We start from the raw sequence: 17,671 nt of genomic DNA, 5'->3' as shown, positions 1-17,671 counted from the left end.
TCACCCGTCACCGCGGACGCGACCGAGCTGCGCGCCATGTTCTCGCGGGTGCGCAGCGAAGTCGGCAAGGCGGTCGTCGGGCAGGACGGCGCCGTCACCGGCCTGATCATCTCGCTGCTGGCCGGCGGCCACGTGCTGCTGGAGGGCGTACCAGGCGTCGCCAAGACGCTGCTGGTGCGCACGCTCAGCCGCACGCTGCAGCTCGACACGAAGCGCATCCAGTTCACGCCCGACCTGATGCCGGGCGACGTGACCGGGTCGCTGGTCTACGAGTCGAAGACCGGCGAGTTCGACTTCCGTGCCGGGCCGGTGTTCACCAACATCCTGCTGGCGGATGAGATCAACCGCACCCCACCGAAGACCCAGTCCGCACTGCTGGAGGCCATGGAGGAGCGGCAGGTCAGCGTCGACGGGCTCACCCGGCCGCTGCCGGCGCCGTTCATGGTCGCGGCCACCATGAACCCGATCGAGTACGAGGGCACCTACACACTGCCGGAGGCGCAACTGGACCGGTTCCTGATGAAACTGGTGCTCGAGGTGCCGGAGCGGGACAACGAGGTCGAGGTGCTCACCCGCAGTGCTGCCGGATTCAACCCGCGCGACCTGGCGGCCGCCGGCGTCACCGCGGTGCTTGACGCGGAGCGGCTCGCCGCTGCCCAGGCGGCCGTCGCATCCGTTCGGTCCAGTCCGGACGTTCTCGCCTACATCGTCGACCTGGCTCGCGGAACCAGGCAGTCCCCGTCGGTCAAGCTCGGCGTCAGCCCCCGCGGAACCACCGCCCTCCTCGCCGCAGCGAAGGCGTGGGCGTGGCTCAGCGGGCTCGACGCGATCACCCCCGACCACGTGCAGGCGATGGCGCTGCCGGTGTGGCGCCACCGCATCCAGCTGCGGCCCGAGGCGGAACTGGAGGGGGTCTCCCCCGACAGCATCCTGCGCTCGGTACTGCAGCAGGTGCAGGTGCCGATCTAACCGTGACCCTTTCTCTGATGGCACTCTTCTGATGGCACTGTCCGGCTGGTTCGTCGCCCTGCTGGCGCTCGGCGTTGTGCCGATCGTCTACTTCGACGACCCGCTCGCCCTGCTCGGCTGGCTGGCCGCCGTGCTGGTGATCAGCATCATCGACCTGGCCTTCGCCGGCTCGCCGCGGCAGGTGCGGCTGGCGCGCGAGGTGGGCGATCGGGTTCGCCTCGGGGAGACGACCGCCGCGACGCTCTACCTGACCAACACCGGCCGCCGGACTGTTCGCGGGATGGTCCGGGACGGCTGGGAGCCCTCGGCGGGCGCGTCACCCACCCGGGCACGCATCGCCGTTCCGGTGGGCGAGCGCCGCGCCGTGGTCACGCAGCTGACGCCGTTTCGACGCGGGGAGCGCCGGGCTGCGCAGGTCACCATCCGCTCATTCGGGCCGCTGCGCCTGCTCGCGCGTCAGGCGACCATCGACCTGCCGGGAGCCATCCGCGTGCTGCCTGCCTTCAACTCCCGCAAGCACCTGCCGTCGCGGCTGGCCAGGCTGCGGGAACTGGACGGGCGCACCAGCGTGATGATTCGCGGGCAGGGCACAGAGTTCGACTCGCTGCGCGAGTACGTGCGCGGCGACGACGTTCGCTCGATCGACTGGCGGGCGACCGCGCGGCGTCAGGATGTCGTGGTGCGCACCTGGCGCCCGGAGCGCGATCGCCGCGTCGTCATCGTGATCGACAGCGGACGCACCGCGGCCGCCCGCATCGAGAACGAGACCAGGCTCGACACCGCGTTCGAGTCGTCCCTGCTGCTGGCCGCCCTCGCCTCCCGCGCCGGCGACCGGGTCGACCTCGTCGTCTACGACCGCCGGGTGCGCGGGCGCGTGCAGGGGGCGACCGGTGCCGACCTGCTCTCCCGAATGGTCAACGTGATGGCGCCGATCGACCCGGAACTGATCGAGATGGACTGGAGCGTCGTCCCGTCGCTGGTGCGCTCGGTCACCAACCAGCACTCGCTGGTGGTGCTGCTCACCTCGATCAGCACGCCTGGGGCATCCCGCGGTTTGCTGGCCGCCCTCCCCCAGCTGACGCGCAAGCACACCGTGCTCGTCGCATCCGTCACCGACCCGACCGTGATCGCCGCCACCGGCGACCGCTCGGACCGCAACGCCGTCTACCGCGCCGCCGCGGCCGAGCGGGCCATGCTCGACACCGCCCGGGTGTCTGCCGCCATCCGCCAGCTGGGGGCGAATGTCGTGACCGGCGCGCCCCTGGACCTCCCGCCCGCGGTCGCCGACCGCTACATCGCGCTGAAAGCCGCCGGGCGCCTGTAGCCCGCGACGCCGCGCTGCCGCCTCGCCCACCCACCGCGACGATGACGCCCTTTCTCTTCGATGCGCCCCTTTCAAACAGGCGCATCGAAGAGAAACAGCGTCATCGTCGCGCCCTCACCGGGCACATCGAAAACGAAGGAGATGCGCGCGAGAAATGCCGTTTCGGCGACGAAACGCGCCACAAGGGACGTTTCTCCTTCATTTTCGGCGCGACGGCGCGAGCTGAGGGCGGATGCCGGGCGGGCGGGTCAGCCGGCGACGAGGCGGTGCGCGCCGGCCTCGAACGCAGCCAGGTCGCCGGTCTCGCCGGCGAGGGTCGCCCGGCGCCCGAAAATCCACTGGTAGGCGAGGAACGCGGCGAGCGCCGCCGTACCGATGCCGATCTTGATCGGCCACGGCCAATCGAGTCGGGTCACGTAGCCCTCGATCAGCCCGGACACGAGCAGCGCAAGGGCGAGCCCCACCGCGACGGTCATCAGCGCACGGGCGTCCTCGGCCAATGCCTGCCCACGCGTGCGCACACCGGGCGCCACCCAGGCCCAGAAGATGCGCAGCCCGGCCGCGCCGGCGACGAAGATCGAGTACAGCTCCAGCTGGCCGTGCGGGGCGATGTAGAGGAAGAAAATGTCGAGGCGGTCGTTGGCGGCCATGAGAGCCGCGGTCAGCCCCAGCTGCTGCGCGTTCATGAACAGCAGGTACGGCGCGTACACGCCGACGATGCCGAAGGCGACGCATTGGGCGGCCAGGAACGCGTTATTGGTCCACACCAGGCCGGTGAACGAGGCGGGCGGATGTTCGGAGTAGTAGTCGACGAAGTCGTCCTCCGCGAATTGGCGCTGGAACTCCTCGGTACCGAAGTTGGCCAGCACCCCCGGTGTCTGCAGCGCCCACACCGCATAGAGCACCGCGACCAGGGCACAGGACAGGGCGACCGCCAGCGACATCCAGCGGATGCGGTACAGGGCTGCCGGCAACTGCGCCCCGAAGAAGCGCGGCAGCTGGCTCAGCACGTTGATGCTGGCGCCGGTGAAGCGCAGCCTCGCCCGTGACAGCCAGACGGAGAGGCGCTCCCCCTGTACCGACTGCCCCGCCGTGGTCTTGATGGCGGACAGCTGGGTGGCGCCGGCCTGGTAATGCTCGATCAGGGCATCCGCTTCCTGCCCGGTGAAGCGACGTTTCGCTCCCAGGCGGGCAAGCTCGTCCCACTCATCGCGGTGGGCGGCGGAATAGGCGTCGAGATCCATCTGCTTAGATACTGGCATGGCCGCCGCATCCCCGCTCGCACCAACTGCTCGGGTGCAATTCGATGCCTCCGATGAGCTGATCACCGGTGAGGCGGTCGCCCTCGACCTGCGCCCGGTCGGCTTCGTGCTGCGCGCTGCGGGTGCCGCCATCGACCTGCTCACCTACCTGGCCGCCTACTTCGCAATCGTGTTGCTGGTGCTGTCACCGCTGGGCGGCGCATTCCTGGATGAGGCGACCCAGTCGGCCGTCACCATCGGCGCCCTCGTCTTCTGCATCGTGATCGTTCCGATGACCGTGGAGCTGCTGACGCAGGGGCGCTCGCTCGGCAAGCTGGCGGTAGGCGCACGGGTGGTGCGCGACGACGGCGGGGCGATCGGGTTCCGGCACGCCTTCATCCGCGCCCTGACCGGCATCATCGAGGTGTTCATGTCGCTGGGCGGGATCGCCGCGCTGGTTGGACTGCTCAACACGCGGGCGAAACGGCTCGGCGACTTCCTGGCCGGTACCTACAGCCAGAACGAGCGTGTCCCCAAGGTTGTGCCGCCGGTTTTCGGGGTGCCGCTGGAGCTGATTGAGTGGTCGAAGACGGCGGACGTCGCGCGGATGCCATCGGGCCTGGCACGGAGGATCGCCCAGTTCCTGAGGCAGGCGAGCGGGCACTCCCCGACCTCCCGGTCTCGGATCAGCCGCGACCTCGCGAACGAGACGGCGCGCTACGTGTTCCCGGTGCCGACGGTTGACCCGGAGTTGTTCCTGGCGGCGGTTGCCGCGCTGCGCCGCGAGCGCGAATACACCGCCCTGCACCTGGAGCGCCAGCACCTCGACCGGCTGGGCCCGGCGCTCGACGGGCTGCCGCACGGGTTCCCCGACCGGTAGCGTGTCTCGGCAGGCTCGACCAAGCGTTCGACCCGCTTTACGTCGCGGCGCGCACCAATCGGAGGCACGCCTATGCAGATCGCCAAGCGACCCTCTGATCCGTGCGCGCGGCGTCTGTGAGTGGATACCACGCGCCACCTACCGCGCTCCACGCGCCTACCGCCGGGTCAGGTGCCGCGCGATGACCAGCCGCTGGATCTGGTTGGTGCCCTCGAAGATCTGCATGACCTTCGCCTCCCGCATGTACCGCTCGGCCGGAAAGTCCCGCGTGTAGCCGGCTCCCCCGAGCACCTGCACCGCGTTGGTCGTCACGCTCATGGCGTTGTCCGTGGCCACCAGTTTCGCGATGGCGGATGCCTGCCCGAACGGTCGCCCGGCATCCTTGAGCCTGGCCGCAGCCAGGTAGGTGGCGCGGGCTGAGGCGACATCCGCCGCCATGTCCGCCAGCAGGAAGCCGAGGCCCTCATGCTGGATGATCGGCTTGCCGAACGCCTCGCGCTCGTTCGCGTATCCGACGGCGAGGTCGAGTGCCCCCTGCGCCAGCCCGGTGGCCACCGCCGCAATGCCGAGCCGCCCGGAGTCGAGGGCGGCGAGCGCCATCGGAAGGCCCTGGCCCTCCTCGCCGATGCGCCGGTCGGCGTCGATGTACACGCCGTCGAAGTTCATCGTCGCGGTGGGCGATCCGGTCAGGCCCATCTTGTGCTCCGGAATGGCGGCGGTCAGCCCCTCAGCATCGCCGGGCACCAGGAAGCAGCTGATGCCACGGCCGCCATCGTCGGAGGTGCGAGCCAGCAGCGTGTAGTAGTCGGCATTTCCCCCGTGGGTCGTCCAGGCCTTGGCGCCGGTGATCACGTAGCCGTCGCCGGAGCGCACAGCGCGGGTGCGCATGGCAGCCGGGTCCGAGCCGGCGTGCGGCTCGGACAGGCAGTACGCCCCGAGGCTGTCGCCGCCCAGCATGCCTGGCAGCCACCGCGCCTTCTGCTCATCAGTGCCGAAGTTGACCAGCGGGAAGCAGGAGAGGGCGTGCACGGAGACACCGACGCCGACGCTGGCCCACTCCGTGGCCAGCTCTTCGAAGACTTGCAGGTAGACCTCCGCGGGTTGGTCTCCCCCGCCGAACTCTTCCGGGTACGGCAGGCTCATCAACCCGGCCTGGCCGAGCATCCGCATGACGTCCCGCGGGAACATCTCATCGCGCTCCGCCTCCGGTGCGCGGGGCGCAAGTTCCTTGGTCGCGATCTCGCGGGCCAGGTCGACCAGGTCTTGGGCTTCCTGCGAGGGCATGAGGCGTGAGGCGGGCATCGGCGCTCCTTTGCGGCTGTATTCCCAAGAGACTGAGTACTTCAAGCGGTACTCACGGCGGGATTCTGGTACTGTGCTGAGTATGGCACAGGCGCTGGGCACCCCGTTGCGGAACGTATCGACCCAGCAGCGCCGCGACCGGGCATCCGTTCGCCGTGACGAGCTCATCGAGGAACTGATCGACCTCTTCATCCGGGAGGGCTTCCTCGGCTTCAGCATCGAGGATGTCGCCCGCGAGCTGAAGCGCTCCAAGTCGACGCTGTACTCGGTGGCCGACAGCAAGGAGCAGATCTTCGTCGCCGTCGCGCGCGCATTCTTTCGCCGCGCCACCGCCCGCATCGAAGAGCGGCTGACGGATGCCGACCAGCAGCGTACCGATCAGCACGGTGGTCGGATCGGCTCCTACCTCAAGGCCATCTCCGACGAGTTCGCGTCGGCCTCCCCGCAATACTTCGCCGACCTCGACGCCTTCGCCCCCACCCGCGACATCTACCGGGCCAACATGGATGCCGCGTCGCAGCGCGTGCAGGACCTCGTTCTCGAGGCGGTGCCGCAGACGAGCCACGCCGACGCGACTTTCCTCGGCACGGTGGCCGCGCAGATCATGGAGGCCGTGCACCGTGGCGACATCGAGCAGTCGACCGGCCTCGAGCATCCGGCCGCGTATCGCGCTCTCGGCAATCTCATCGAGGCGGGCGTCTCGGCATCCGCCCGCCAAGACAGGCAATAGAGGGCAAGCTATGAGTGACCAATTTCCCGCCGACCACCCACAGAAACGATCAAGGAGTCGAGACGCATGAAGATCATCGCATTGGTGAAGCAGGTCCCAGACACCGGAGGTGAGCGCAAGCTCGACGCGTCCGGGCTGCTCGACCGCGACGCGAGCGAGCGCATCATCGACGAGATCAACGAGCGTTCGCTCGAGATCGCGCTCAGCTACAAGGACTCGAACAAGGGCACCGAGGTCGTGCTGATGGCGATGGGGCCGGCGGATGCCACCAGCACCCTGCGCAAGGGCTTGTCGATGGGCGCGGACTCCGCGATCCACATCGTTGACGACTCTCTTGCGGGCTCCGACGCCGTCCGCACCTCGCAGGTGCTGGCTGCGGCCCTGAAGGACACCGGGTTCGACCTGGTGGTCGCCGGCAATGAGTCGACGGATGGTCGGGGCGGGGTCGTTCCGGCGATGCTGGCCGAACGCCTCGGCGTCGCCCAGCTGACCCACCTGAACTCAGTGGAGCTGACCGAAACCTCCGTCAGCGGGGTTCGGTCGACCGACTCCGGAACCCTCACCGCGCACGCCGGGCTGCCGGCCGTCATCTCGATCACGGAGATCGCGGCCGAGCCGCGCTTTCCCAATTTCAAGGGCATCATGACCGCCAAGAAGAAGCCCGTCACCGTGCTCAGCCTCGCCGACCTCGGCGTTGAGACGCCGGAGGCCCGCTCCGTCATCGTGTCGGCGACCGAGCGTCCGGCCCGCGCGGCAGGCAAGAAGGTCGTCGACGACGGCAACGCCGCAACCGAGCTGGCAGAGTTCCTCGCTGCCGAGCGCCTCATCTGATCCAGCAGCGACTGACACGTACGTAAAGGAAGACGACAATGTCGAAAGTTTTGGTAATGATCGAGGTCTCTGATGGCCAGATCGCGAACACCGCGGCCGGCCTGCTGGCCGCCGCTTCCCGCCTGGGCGAGCCGGTCGCCGTGCTGACCGCGAAGCCGGGCTCCGGCCTCGGTGCCCAGCTCGGCGCGCTCGGCGCCGCCGAGGTTTACCTCGCCGAGTCCGACCAGGCCGGCGAACTGCTGGTGACGCCGGAGGTGGACGCGCTGGCGTCCGCTGTGGAGGCGCTGCAGCCATCCGCTGTGTTGCTGAACAACTCTCCTGACGGGCGCGACGCCGCAGCCAGGCTCGCCGTGCGCACCGGCGGCGCCCTGCTGGTCGACGCCGTCGACGTTCGCCTGGACGGCGAGCGCGTCGTCGCCACCCACTCGGTCTTCGGCGGCGCATACTCGGTCGACGCGGCCGTCGAGGGCGGGCTCGCGATCGTCACCATCCGCCAGGGCGCGATCGAAGGCAAGGCGGAGCCGGCATCCGGAACCGTCACCAACGTGCCGCTCGTGGTTGACGGCAGCGCATCCGCCGTCATCGACGAGGTGAACCCTGCCACCGAGGTGTCGAGCCGTCCTGAACTGCGCGGGGCGACCAGGGTCGTCTCCGGCGGTCGCGGGCTCGGATCCGGTGAAGCGTTCGAGTTGGTCGAGCAGCTGGCTGACGTGCTCGGGGCGGCGATCGGCGCTTCCCGCGCTGCGGTCGACGCAGGCTACGTGCCGCAGACCTACCAGGTCGGGCAGACCGGCATCACGGTGTCGCCGCAGCTGTACATCGCCCTCGGGATCTCCGGCGCCATCCAGCACCGGGCCGGGATGCAGACGGCGAAGACCATCGTCGCCATCAACAAGGACGGTGATGCCCCCATCTTCGACATCGCCGACTTCGGCATCGTGGGCGACGTGTTCACCGTCGTGCCGCAGCTGATCGACGCGATCAAGGCCCGCTCCAACTAGCGCCATGGCATCCACTTCACTCAGGTCCAAACGCTGGTTCCCGCTGGTCTGGATCATCCCGACAGCGCTCGTGCTGCTGGTGGTGGCTGTGCTGTTCGCGCAGTGGCTGCGCGGCCTGCCCGAGGTGCAGTCGTTCATGACCGACTACCCCGGCGAAAGCCATCTGCCGGATGGCGCACCGGTCGGCTTCCCGGCCTGGCTGGGCTGGCAGCACTTCCTGAACGTGCTGCTGATCGTGCTGATCATCAAGTCGGGCTGGCAGGTGCGCACAACGCAGCGCCCGCCCGCGTACTGGACCCGCAACAACAAGGGCCTGATCCGCACCAAGGGTGCGCCGAAGAAGATCAGCCTCGACCTGTGGTTCCACCAGTCGCTGGACGTGCTGTGGGTGCTCAACGGACTCATCTTCTACATCCTGCTGTTCGCCACCGGCCAGTGGATGCGACTGGTCCCCGTCAGTTGGGACGTCTTCCCGAACGCCCTGTCGGCGACCCTGCAATACGTGTCGCTGAGCTGGCCGGTCGAAGATGGCTGGGTCAACTACAACAGCCTTCAGTTGCTCACCTACTTCGCCACGGTCTTCATTGCGGCTCCGCTGGCCATCGTCACAGGCATCCGGATGTCTGGGGCATGGCCGGCGAAGGCAACGCGCCTGAACAAGGCGTACCCGATCGAGGTGGCCAGGGCGATCCACTTCCCGGTGATGCTCTACTTCGTGCTGTTCATCATCGTGCACGTCACGCTGGTGCTCGCCACCGGGGCGCTTCGCAACCTCAACCACATGTACGCGATGAGCAGCGACGAGGGCAGCTGGGCCGGATTCTGGATCTTCGCGGCGTCGCTCGTCGTGATCGTCGTCGCCTGGTTCGCGGCGCGTCCGCTGTTCCTGCGCCCGGTCGCTTCGCTCATGGGTTCGGTGACGCGCTAGTAGCGGTCGCTTCCGCCGTCGCGCGGTCTTTCCAGTGGCATGCGCCCCAAAAAAAACTACCGCGCGGCACTGAAACGGCCGTGCGGTGAAGGCGCGGCCCCATCGACACGGCGAGTGCGAGCTAGTAGCGGTAGTGGTCGGGCTTGTACGGGCCGGCCGGGTCGAGCCCCAGGTAGGCGGCCTGCGCATCCGTCAGCGTCGTCAGCTTCACGCCGAGGGCGTCCAGGTGCAGCCGCGCGACCTTCTCGTCGAGATGCTTCGGCAGCACGTGCACATCGATGGGGTAGTTCTCGGCGTGGGCGAACAACTCGATCTGGGCGAGCACCTGGTTGGTGAACGAGTTGCTCATCACGAACGACGGATGCCCGGTGGCGTTGCCGAGGTTCATCAGGCGTCCCTCGCTGAGCACCAGGATGCTGCGGCCGTGCGGCAGCCGCCACTCGTGCACCTGCGGTTTGATCTCCACGCGCTCCGCGCCTTCGACGCGGGCGAGCCCTGCCATGTCGATCTCGTTGTCGAAGTGACCGACGTTGGCCACAATGGCGAGGTGCTTCATCCCCAGCAGGTGGTCGACGGTGACCACGTTCTCGTTGCCGGTTCCGGTGACCAGGATGTCGACCTGGTCGATGACGGAATCAAGGGTGGTCACCTGGAAACCGTCCATCGCGGCCTGCAGGGCGCAGATCGGGTCGACCTCGCTGACGATGACGCGGGCGCCCTGGCCGTTCAACGCCTCGGCGGCACCCTTGCCGACGTCACCGTACCCGCAGACGAACGCTACTTTGCCGCCGATCAGCACATCGGTCGCCCGGTTGAGGCCGTCCGGCAGCGAGTGGCGGATGCCGTACTTGTTGTCGAACTTGGACTTGGTGACCGAGTCATTGACGTTGATGGCGGCGAATTGCAGTTCCCCGGCCTTCGACAGCTCGTAGAGCCGGTGCACGCCGGTGGTGGTTTCCTCGGTGACACCCATCACGCCCTCGGCGATGCGCGTCCAGCGATCGGGCGACTCGGCCAGCGAGGTTCGGAGGGTGTTCAGGATGACCGTCCATTCGTGGCTGTCGTGCTCCGTGGCATCCGGAACCGCACCGGCCAGCTCGAACTCGCGCCCCTTGTGCACCAGGATCGTGGCGTCGCCTCCGTCGTCGAGGATCATGTTGGGGCCGCTGTGGCCCTCCGTGCTCCAGTCGAAGATCTGGCTGGTGCACCACCAATACTCCTCGAGGGTCTCGCCCTTCCAGGCGAATACCGGAACGCCCTGCGGGTTCTCCGGAGTGCCGTTCGGCCCCACCGCGACGGCGGCGGCGGCCTCATCCTGAGTGGAGAAGATGTTGCAACTCGCCCAGCGCACCTGCGCGCCGAGGGCGGTGAGGGTCTCGATCAGCACCGCGGTCTGCACGGTCATGTGCAGGCTGCCGGCGATGCGCGCGCCGGCGAGCGGCTTGCTGGCGCCGAACTCGTCGCGCAGGGCCATCAGCCCGGGCATCTCGTTCTCGGCGAGGCGCAACTGGTGGCGGCCCGCTTCGGCGAGCGTCAGGTCGGCAACTTTGTACGGAAGTTTCGTGGAGAGCATCTCCCCATTCTGGCACCCGACCGGGCCACCGAAAATGAAGGAGATCCGCTCCTGAGCGCACGTTTCGGCGCAGAACGGCCCATCCGCGGCCGCATCTCCTTCGTTTTCGACGCGTCGAGCCAGACTCCGCGCCGGGCGGATGCGCGCCGGGCTACTGGCGGATGAGCTCCAGCACCGAGTCGCGGATGCTCTCCAGCTGCGCCTGGTTGCCGGCCTCCACGTTGAGGCGCAGCAGCGGCTCGGTGTTGGACGGACGCACGTTGAACCACCAGAAGTCTTCCGGGGAGGTGTTCGTGCTGCTCACGGTCAGCCCGTCCAGCTCGTCGAACTCGCCCTTCGACGCGAACTCGGTGACGATCCTCGCGTAGGCGGCCGCGACATCCGTCACCGTCGAGTTGATCTCGCCGCTCTGGAAGTACGGGTTGAAGCGCTCCGCGAACTGTGACAGCGGATGCTGCTGCCCACCCAGCTCGGCCAGCAGGTGCATCGCGGCGAGCATGCCGTTGTCTGCACCCCAGAAGTCGCGGAAGTAGTAGTGCGCCGAGTGCTCCCCGCCGAACACCGCGCCGGTTGCGGCCATCTCGTCCTTGATCAGCGAGTGCCCGACCTTGGTGCGCACCGGGATCGCCCCTGCCTCCTCGATCGCCTCGGCGACGAAACGGGATGTGATCAGGTTGTGGATGACGCAGAGCTCGCCCTCCTCGCCGCGGGCGCGCGCGCGGGCGATCTCCCGCACCGCCACCACCGCGGCGACAGCGGATGGGGTGACCGGCTGGCCGAGTTCGTCGATCACGAAGCAGCGGTCGGCGTCGCCGTCGAAGGCAAGTCCGAGGTCGGCACCCTCGGCGAGCACGGCCGCCTGCAGGTCGACCAGGTTGGCCGGCTCGAGCGGGTTCGCCTCGTGGTTGGGGAAGGTTCCGTCAAGTTCGAAGTACAGCGGAATCACCTCGATCGGCAGCGCCGGCAGCCCGGCCGCGGTGCCCAGCACGGCGGGTACGGTGAGACCGCCCATCCCGTTGCCGGCGTCCACGACCACGCGAAGCGGGCGGATGCCGGACAAATCGACCAACTCGCGCAGGTACGCGGCGTAGTCGGCGAGCACGTCAAGCTCACGCGCCGAGCCGGGTGTCGCCGCCGGCGTGATCCCCTCGGCGAGGTACTTCTCGGCCCGCTCCCGGATGGCGGTCAGCCCGGTGTCCGCGCTGATCCCGCGGGCGCCGGCGCGGCTGAACTTGATGCCGTTGTAGGTGGCCGGGTTGTGGCTGGCGGTGAACATGGCGGCCGGCGCGTCCAGGTGCCCGGAGGCGAAGTAGTTCTCATCGGTGGAGCACAGCCCGATCGAGACGACGTTGCCGCCCCTGGCCCGCACTCCCCCGGCGAACGCCGACGCGAATCCGGGCGACGAGTCGCGCATGTCGTGGCCGATCACCACGTCGGTTCCGGATGCCTGCACTTCGTCAACGAAAGCGGCGCCCAGGGCGGTGACCACCTCATCCGTCAGTTGGCTTCCCACCAGGCCGCGCACGTCGTACGTCTTGACGAAGGCGGACAGATCGTGCGGATTACTTGTGGCGCTCATGCCATCGAGCCTATGCCGTGGCTAGGCTTCGGCGGGCACGCCGCCGAGCATGACATGGCGGATGACCTGCCACCCTTGCGGCGCCGACAGTCGCTCGGAGTGGCGAACGCACAGGTCGTAGCTGTGCGGCTCCGCCTTCTGGCTGAGCGGGCCGAGAACGGCCATCGAATCCGCGTACACGTAGGTGAGCGTGGTCACCGCGTCGGCGACGCAGGCGACTTTGCTACAGGGTCGACCGTCCATATGGGTTCAGCTTAGGGGTCGGCGGGCTCGGGGCGGGGTAGGGCGGCGGGCGTGCCTCCCGAGACTCGTGGAGCGTTGCCCCGGGACTCGTAGACTGGGTGCATGGCTCGAACTGCACGCGCGTCGACGCGGCCCGGTTGGCGTGACCGCCACGGCCGCGGCATCCGTGCTGCCGTCACCGGCCCGCACCTGCCGATGCTCCGCACGCGAACGGATGTCTTCGACCAGACGGTCGCATCGACAGCCGGCTACCTGAAGGACCTCTGGCCGAACGAGCTGGCCGGGGTTCGCTTCGAGGTTGCCGCGCTGCCGCCGGACCCGACCACCACGGGTGTGGTGGATCGCTGGCTGGTGATCCCGCCGCAGCGCCGGATCATCCTGTTCCGCCTACCGATCGAGCGGATGGCGCGCCTGCACCGCCGCGACGAACTGCACCGCCGGATGATGATCGAGAGTTGCGTGTTCCGTGCGGTCGCCGAGCTGCTCGGCAAGGACCCGTGGGAGCTGGCCCCGGAGCGTTTCCGCCACTTCTAGCGGCTACGGGTAGACGGTGATCCGCTCGGCAGCCGGTCCGGTCGGCGAGACCGTGAAGCCTGCGAGCAGCCCGTCCCCGGTGTAGCTGACGGCGACCCGGAGCTGCGTGAAGCCGCTCAGCCGGTAGGCCGTGCCCGGGTCCACTGGCACCGCGATCGCACCTTCGGCCGGCACCGTCACGGTGGTGGTTTCCCCGGCGGCGCCGTCCACCGCGATGATGACTTCGGCATCCGTCGTCGAGGGGTTGGAAAGGTGCAGCGCCGCGTCAGCTCCAGACCCGATGTTCACCAGCGCCTGCTCGCGCATGAGTTCGGCCGATTCGAGCCAGACGAAGTCGCTCAGCCCGGATTCGCCCACCGTCGACGCGCGCGCGCCGGCCACCAGCGGCACGTCGGAGGTGACGCTCACCGTGTATCCGCCGTCTTCGAAGTGCTCGAACGGGAACTCGCTGACCTTGCCGGGCAGCAGGTCGAAGTCGACGCTGATGGTGTCGCCGCCGCCTTCCGGAGTCACCGCGATGGTGGCGGATGCCGCCTCGTCGCCTGGCACGAACAGCCGCAGCACCGGCGTGATGTCGTGATAGTCGGGGGCGCCGACCTTCGCGTCGAGCGCCTCATGGCCGACGATCACCATCCCCGGAATGACCACGTCAGTGGATGGCGCGGCCGCTGGCCCGACCATGTCCACGCCGCCCGGCTCGAGGATGCGCACGGTCGACTGCTGCAGGTGGGCGACGACGGTTCCGCCGACGCTGGTGACCCGCACGACCGGTGACACGAGTCCCGGCGCGAACCCGGCGAGCGAGAAGCTGGTCTCGCTGTTCGGCTGCACGACGATGCCTTCGGTTCCCGGCGCTTCGACCAGGCCGTCTTCCGAGTAGATGCTGATGCTCACGGTGGCGGCGACCGCGCCCGGGTTGGCGAGGGTGAGCAGAGAGGTGCGTCCGGTGTCGCTGGAGCCGCCGACCAGCCAGGTTTCGGCCCGCGCTTCGACGCACTCCGCGGCGACCAGCCCGGCCAGGCCAGCCGAGTCCACAGTCTGCAACTGGCTGCCGGCGAGCAACGGCTGGAGATCGGGGTTGTCCTGCGCCGGCGCGAGGGTCAGCACGGTGGCGGAGCGTCCGGACGGCTCGCTCGTCTGCCCGATGCTGCTGGTCTCGACGGCGCCGTTGGTCGCGAGATGCCGAACGCTGGGCGTGCCGACGGCGGATGCGACGGTGGCGCTTCCGCCCTGGTCGTCGCCCAGGCGCAGCATCGGTCCGGCGCAGACCCGCTGCTGTGGGGCTGCGACAGGGATGACGGATGCCGCCGGCGGGGTCGCCTGGTGAGCCGGCAGCGGCAGCAGGGTCGCCGCCAGGACGGTCGCGGCGGTGGCTGCGATGCCGATGAGCCCAGTGACGGCGCGTGCCCCGACGACGAGGATGCCGCGTGCGCGGGCTCCCCGGGGAGCAGCATCCGCTGGTGGCACCTGCGCTGGTGGGATCTGGGGCTGGGTCTCCTCCAGCACCGGCTCGTCGTCGTGGAGGTCAGGCATTGTCTTCCTCATCGAAGGTCGTGGCCGGGCCTTCCAGGCTGTTGGCGCTGGCCCGCACCCGGCGCTTGCGGCGGGCGGTCGGCACGGCGAGGAGGAGGGTGAGGAACACGATGACGCCCTGCACGGTGAGAACGATCACGCCGAACGGGGTGTCTGTGTTGCCTGGCTGCGCTTCGGGGACGGTTTCCGGTGAAGTCGCGACCCGCCAGAGCAGTCCGCTGGCGGTCTCGCCGACGCTGCTGACCCGGTCGTTGCCGTCGAGGGCGACGGTGATGCGTTTGTGCACGGCGGCCTGGGACTTGTCGCCGCGGTCGGCGGCCTCGAGCACGACGAACCCGATGTACAGCTCCTCCAGGTCCGCGGTGGGGTCGTACCCGCTGCGCGAGGCGAGGTTTCCGGCGAGTGTGGCGAGCCGGTCATCCGCTTCACCCAATTGCTGGTTAGTGGCCGCGATCGTGGACTGGTCGTCGAGGGTGGTGCCGAGGCCGCGGTGCAGGGTCGCCGAGATCCGGTCGTCCTCGCCCGTGTCCGAGCTCGCCGGCTTCAGCATGAGCGTGCCGATCTGCGGGTTGGTCACCGACTCGGCCGCGACGACAGCAGGCACGATGCGATTCGAGCTCGGCGCGATCGCCGCCGCACCGACATACCCGGCGATCAGCAGGGGCACGGCCAGGAGCACGGTGGTCGCGACCGCGACGGCGCCGAGAGTGAGGGACGCCGGGCCGAGCGCGTCCAGCGCCGCGATCACGCAGCAGAGCAGTCCGAGCCAGAACAGGCTGAGGCCGGAGCCGGTCCACACCGCGGTGGTGTCCGCGCCGACGGAGCTGAGTTCGAGGCGCGAGGATGCCACGGCCACCAGGAGTCCGAGCAGGGCGAACACCAGCCCGGGCACCGCGCGCCTGGTTCCGGGCAGGAACAGCGCCATCAGGGCGAGCACGACGGGGACGGCCAGGAGCGCGGCGACAACGTAGGGCGCGGCGGCGACCGGCAGGGAGAGCTGGTCGAGCAGGTGCGTCCAGCCGCTGAACCCGCTGTCGGTGCTGGCCAACGCGAGCTGCCAGGCGGATGCCCCTCCGCCGTCTGCGGGGACGCCGGGGTCGGCCAGCAGCGCGAGCGGGTTGCCGCGGCGGAACTGCTCGATCACCAGCGGCGCGAACAGCGCGGCGGCCGGCAACGGGATCAGGATGAGTCGGTGCAACCCGCGCGGCTGCACCACCATCCACGCCAGCCAGGCGAGCACGATCACCGGTGCGAGAACCGGGGCGGATGCCGTCACCGCGGCCATCAGGAGCGCCGCAGCCGCAGCTGCCGGCCAGGACCGCGACGCGTTGATCAGCGCCAGTGCGAGCCACGGCAACAGGATGTGGGCGATCGCCGACCCCAGGTGGCCCGACGACAACGACGACAGGAACGGTGGCGCGACGGCCCAGAGCACGGCGGCAATTGCCGGGATCCAGCCGCGCACGCTCAGCCGCCTGGCGGCGAACCAGGCGCCCGTGGCGGCCAGCGGCAGTGCCGCGAAGTAGAGGATGACGATGCTCAGCGACGGCGCCCAGAAGGTGAGGCTGCCGAGAACAGCCAGCACAGTCGTGAACGGGTCTGCGGCATCCAGGAAGCCGGTGCCGATCTCGCGCCATCCGACCCCCACCTTCGGCCAGAGCGAGCGGATGTCTGCGTCCAGTGGCAGCAGCCCTCCCCCGCTGACTGCACTGGCTCCGAGCAGCGGGCCGAAGGCGATGAGGCCGGCAACCGCAGCGACCGCGACCACGGCCAGGCCGCCCCCGCTGATGAAGCTGATCTTCGGCTCGGTGGTGTGGCCGGTGCTGACGGTCTGCTCTTCGCGTGCCTGAGCGCGACGCTCGCGCACGTCCGACCACGGCAGGCGGAGCGGCGCGATGGCGCCCCAGCCGAGGGTTCGGGTGCGGTGCAGGTTGCGGCGGGCGCCCGCGACGGCCCCGTCGAAGGCGGCCCGGAATGCGGCGGAGAACTCCCCGGCGATTGCGCCGGGGCGCTTCGCGAGCAGGGCGCCCAGCGACCGCAGCACGGCCAGCGGAACCAGCGAAAGCCAATGCACCGCCATGGCGGCCCCCGGCGCGTAGACCAGGCGGCGGTGCAGCTGGGCCGAGCGGATGGCTGCGGTGCGTTTCGCCGCCGACACGCTCTTGCGGCCGAACAGTTCCGGCCCGCCTGCGGATGCGACGCGCGCACCGGGAACCAGCACGACGCGGAACCCGGCCAGCCTGGCGCGGATCGAAAAGTCGAGGCCGGAATCGACGGTGGGCAGCCCGGGGTCGAAGCCGCCGAGTTTCGACCACAGCGACCGGCGCACCAGCATGCCCTGCGCGGCCACCCCGAGCACGTCGTCCGAGACGTCGTGCTGGGCCTGGTCGAGTTCGTTCTCCACCATTGGCATGGACGCGCCGAGCCTGGTCATCGACTCGCCGAACTCGGCGATGGTGTCCGGTTTGTCCCAGCGCATCAGCTTCGGCCCGGCGATGCCGACGGATGGCGCGATCTCGACGGCGGCCAGCAGCTGCTGCAGGGCGCGCGGTTCCGGTGCGTTGTCGTGCGCCAGGAACCACAGCCACTCGTTGTCGGAGTCCGGGTGCGGAACGCCGTGCATCCCGAGGGCGATCGCGTCGCCGAAGCTCGACTTCGCCGGCGCACTCACCAGCTGGGCGGGCTGGGCGGCCGCAAGCTGGTCTGCGCCGTTATCGGATGACCGCGCGCTGACGGCGATGAAGACATCCGGTTGCCTGGTCTGCGCCTTCAGTGCGGCGATTGTGCGGTCGAGATATTCGGCCCCGTTTCGGGCGACGAGTACCACCGTGACAACCTGACGCATTTGTTCGAGCCTACGGGGCCGCGGCCCGCCCGCTTCTCAGACACGCGGCGAGCCCAGCCCGGGTCACCGAAAATGAAGGAGATTACGCCCGTGTCTGCATGATCACGCCAGAACAGCGCGATCGGCGACAGATCTCCTTCGTTTTCGACGCATTCGTT

General features: G+C 69.2%; 15 protein-coding genes. 8 read left to right on the top strand and 7 right to left on the bottom strand.

Annotated elements, in window-relative coordinates; all coding sequences use genetic code 11:
- Positions 1 to 36: 36 nt before the first annotated feature.
- Both ACX3PH_RS05260 and ACX3PH_RS05255 read left to right on the top strand, forming a co-directional pair.
- Positions 37 to 969, top strand: a complete 933-nt coding sequence (locus tag ACX3PH_RS05260) for an AAA family ATPase (RefSeq protein WP_459091430.1) — start codon at positions 37 to 39, stop codon at positions 967 to 969.
- Positions 970 to 1,000: 31 nt separating this feature from the next.
- Positions 1,001 to 2,293: a DUF58 domain-containing protein gene (locus tag ACX3PH_RS05255; protein WP_459090142.1), complete on the top strand. Its 1,293-nt coding sequence runs from the start codon at positions 1,001 to 1,003 to the stop codon at positions 2,291 to 2,293.
- A gap of 248 nt (positions 2,294 to 2,541) precedes the next feature.
- Here the strand turns inward: ACX3PH_RS05255 and ACX3PH_RS05250 are convergent, their stop codons facing one another.
- Positions 2,542 to 3,537: a stage II sporulation protein M gene (locus ACX3PH_RS05250; protein ID WP_459091428.1), complete on the bottom strand. Its 996-nt coding sequence runs from the start codon at positions 3,535 to 3,537 to the stop codon at positions 2,542 to 2,544.
- Between the two features lie 16 nt (positions 3,538 to 3,553).
- Here ACX3PH_RS05250 and ACX3PH_RS05245 point away from each other — a divergent pair, with 16 nt between their 5' ends.
- Positions 3,554 to 4,414, top strand: coding sequence for an RDD family protein (locus ACX3PH_RS05245; RefSeq protein WP_459090140.1), 861 nt, complete (start codon positions 3,554 to 3,556; stop codon positions 4,412 to 4,414).
- Between the two features lie 156 nt (positions 4,415 to 4,570).
- On the opposite strand, the gene ACX3PH_RS05240 is transcribed toward ACX3PH_RS05245, so the two are convergent.
- Positions 4,571 to 5,716: an acyl-CoA dehydrogenase family protein gene (locus tag ACX3PH_RS05240; protein WP_459090138.1), complete on the bottom strand. Its 1,146-nt coding sequence runs from the start codon at positions 5,714 to 5,716 to the stop codon at positions 4,571 to 4,573.
- Positions 5,717 to 5,798: 82 nt separating this feature from the next.
- Here ACX3PH_RS05240 and ACX3PH_RS05235 point away from each other — a divergent pair, with 82 nt between their 5' ends.
- The 4 genes from ACX3PH_RS05235 (at position 5,799) to ACX3PH_RS05220 (ending at position 9,206) form a co-directional block, all read left to right on the top strand.
- A complete protein-coding gene (locus ACX3PH_RS05235) occupies positions 5,799 to 6,446 on the top strand; it encodes a TetR/AcrR family transcriptional regulator (RefSeq protein ID WP_459090136.1) in 648 nt (215 codons plus the stop codon).
- 66 nt (positions 6,447 to 6,512) lie between these two features.
- On the top strand, positions 6,513 to 7,277 hold the full coding sequence (locus ACX3PH_RS05230) for an electron transfer flavoprotein subunit beta/FixA family protein (RefSeq protein WP_459090134.1): 765 nt from the start codon (positions 6,513 to 6,515) through the stop codon (positions 7,275 to 7,277).
- Positions 7,278 to 7,315: 38 nt separating this feature from the next.
- Complete coding sequence (locus ACX3PH_RS05225; protein WP_459090132.1) at positions 7,316 to 8,278, top strand: electron transfer flavoprotein subunit alpha/FixB family protein; 963 nt, start codon at positions 7,316 to 7,318, stop codon at positions 8,276 to 8,278.
- A gap of 4 nt (positions 8,279 to 8,282) precedes the next feature.
- Positions 8,283 to 9,206, top strand: coding sequence for a cytochrome b/b6 domain-containing protein (locus ACX3PH_RS05220; protein WP_459090130.1), 924 nt, complete (start codon positions 8,283 to 8,285; stop codon positions 9,204 to 9,206).
- A gap of 121 nt (positions 9,207 to 9,327) precedes the next feature.
- On the opposite strand, the gene ahcY is transcribed toward ACX3PH_RS05220, so the two are convergent.
- The 3 genes from ahcY to ACX3PH_RS05205 form a co-directional block, all read right to left on the bottom strand.
- On the bottom strand, positions 9,328 to 10,779 hold the full coding sequence (gene ahcY, locus ACX3PH_RS05215) for an adenosylhomocysteinase (RefSeq protein WP_459090128.1): 1,452 nt from the start codon (positions 10,777 to 10,779) through the stop codon (positions 9,328 to 9,330).
- Between the two features lie 151 nt (positions 10,780 to 10,930).
- The gene (locus ACX3PH_RS05210) at positions 10,931 to 12,358 is read right to left on the bottom strand and encodes a phosphomannomutase/phosphoglucomutase (protein WP_459090126.1); all 1,428 of its coding nucleotides are present in this window, start codon (positions 12,356 to 12,358) and stop codon (positions 10,931 to 10,933) included.
- 21 nt (positions 12,359 to 12,379) lie between these two features.
- On the bottom strand, positions 12,380 to 12,601 hold the full coding sequence (locus tag ACX3PH_RS05205; protein WP_459090124.1) for a DUF3499 family protein: 222 nt from the start codon (positions 12,599 to 12,601) through the stop codon (positions 12,380 to 12,382).
- Between the two features lie 102 nt (positions 12,602 to 12,703).
- Between ACX3PH_RS05205 and ACX3PH_RS05200 the strand changes: the two genes are divergently transcribed.
- The gene (locus tag ACX3PH_RS05200; RefSeq protein ID WP_459090122.1) at positions 12,704 to 13,135 is read left to right on the top strand and encodes a metallopeptidase family protein; all 432 of its coding nucleotides are present in this window, start codon (positions 12,704 to 12,706) and stop codon (positions 13,133 to 13,135) included.
- Positions 13,136 to 13,138: 3 nt separating this feature from the next.
- Here ACX3PH_RS05200 and ACX3PH_RS05195 read toward each other — a convergent pair whose 3' ends face one another.
- Together ACX3PH_RS05195 and ACX3PH_RS05190 are read right to left on the bottom strand one after the other, a co-directional pair.
- A complete protein-coding gene (locus ACX3PH_RS05195; RefSeq protein WP_459090120.1) occupies positions 13,139 to 14,668 on the bottom strand; it encodes a DUF5719 family protein in 1,530 nt (509 codons plus the stop codon).
- Complete coding sequence (locus ACX3PH_RS05190; protein ID WP_459090118.1) at positions 14,661 to 17,513, bottom strand: glycosyltransferase family 2 protein; 2,853 nt, start codon at positions 17,511 to 17,513, stop codon at positions 14,661 to 14,663. The genes ACX3PH_RS05195 and ACX3PH_RS05190 overlap by 8 nt, the downstream gene beginning before the upstream one ends.
- Between the last annotated feature and the right edge of the window lie 158 nt (positions 17,514 to 17,671).

It is taken from the genome of Homoserinimonas sp. A520, from assembly GCF_054489245.1.
The sequence above is the reverse complement of the archived record's forward strand: the minus strand, read 5'-3'. Positions and strand labels throughout refer to the sequence as shown.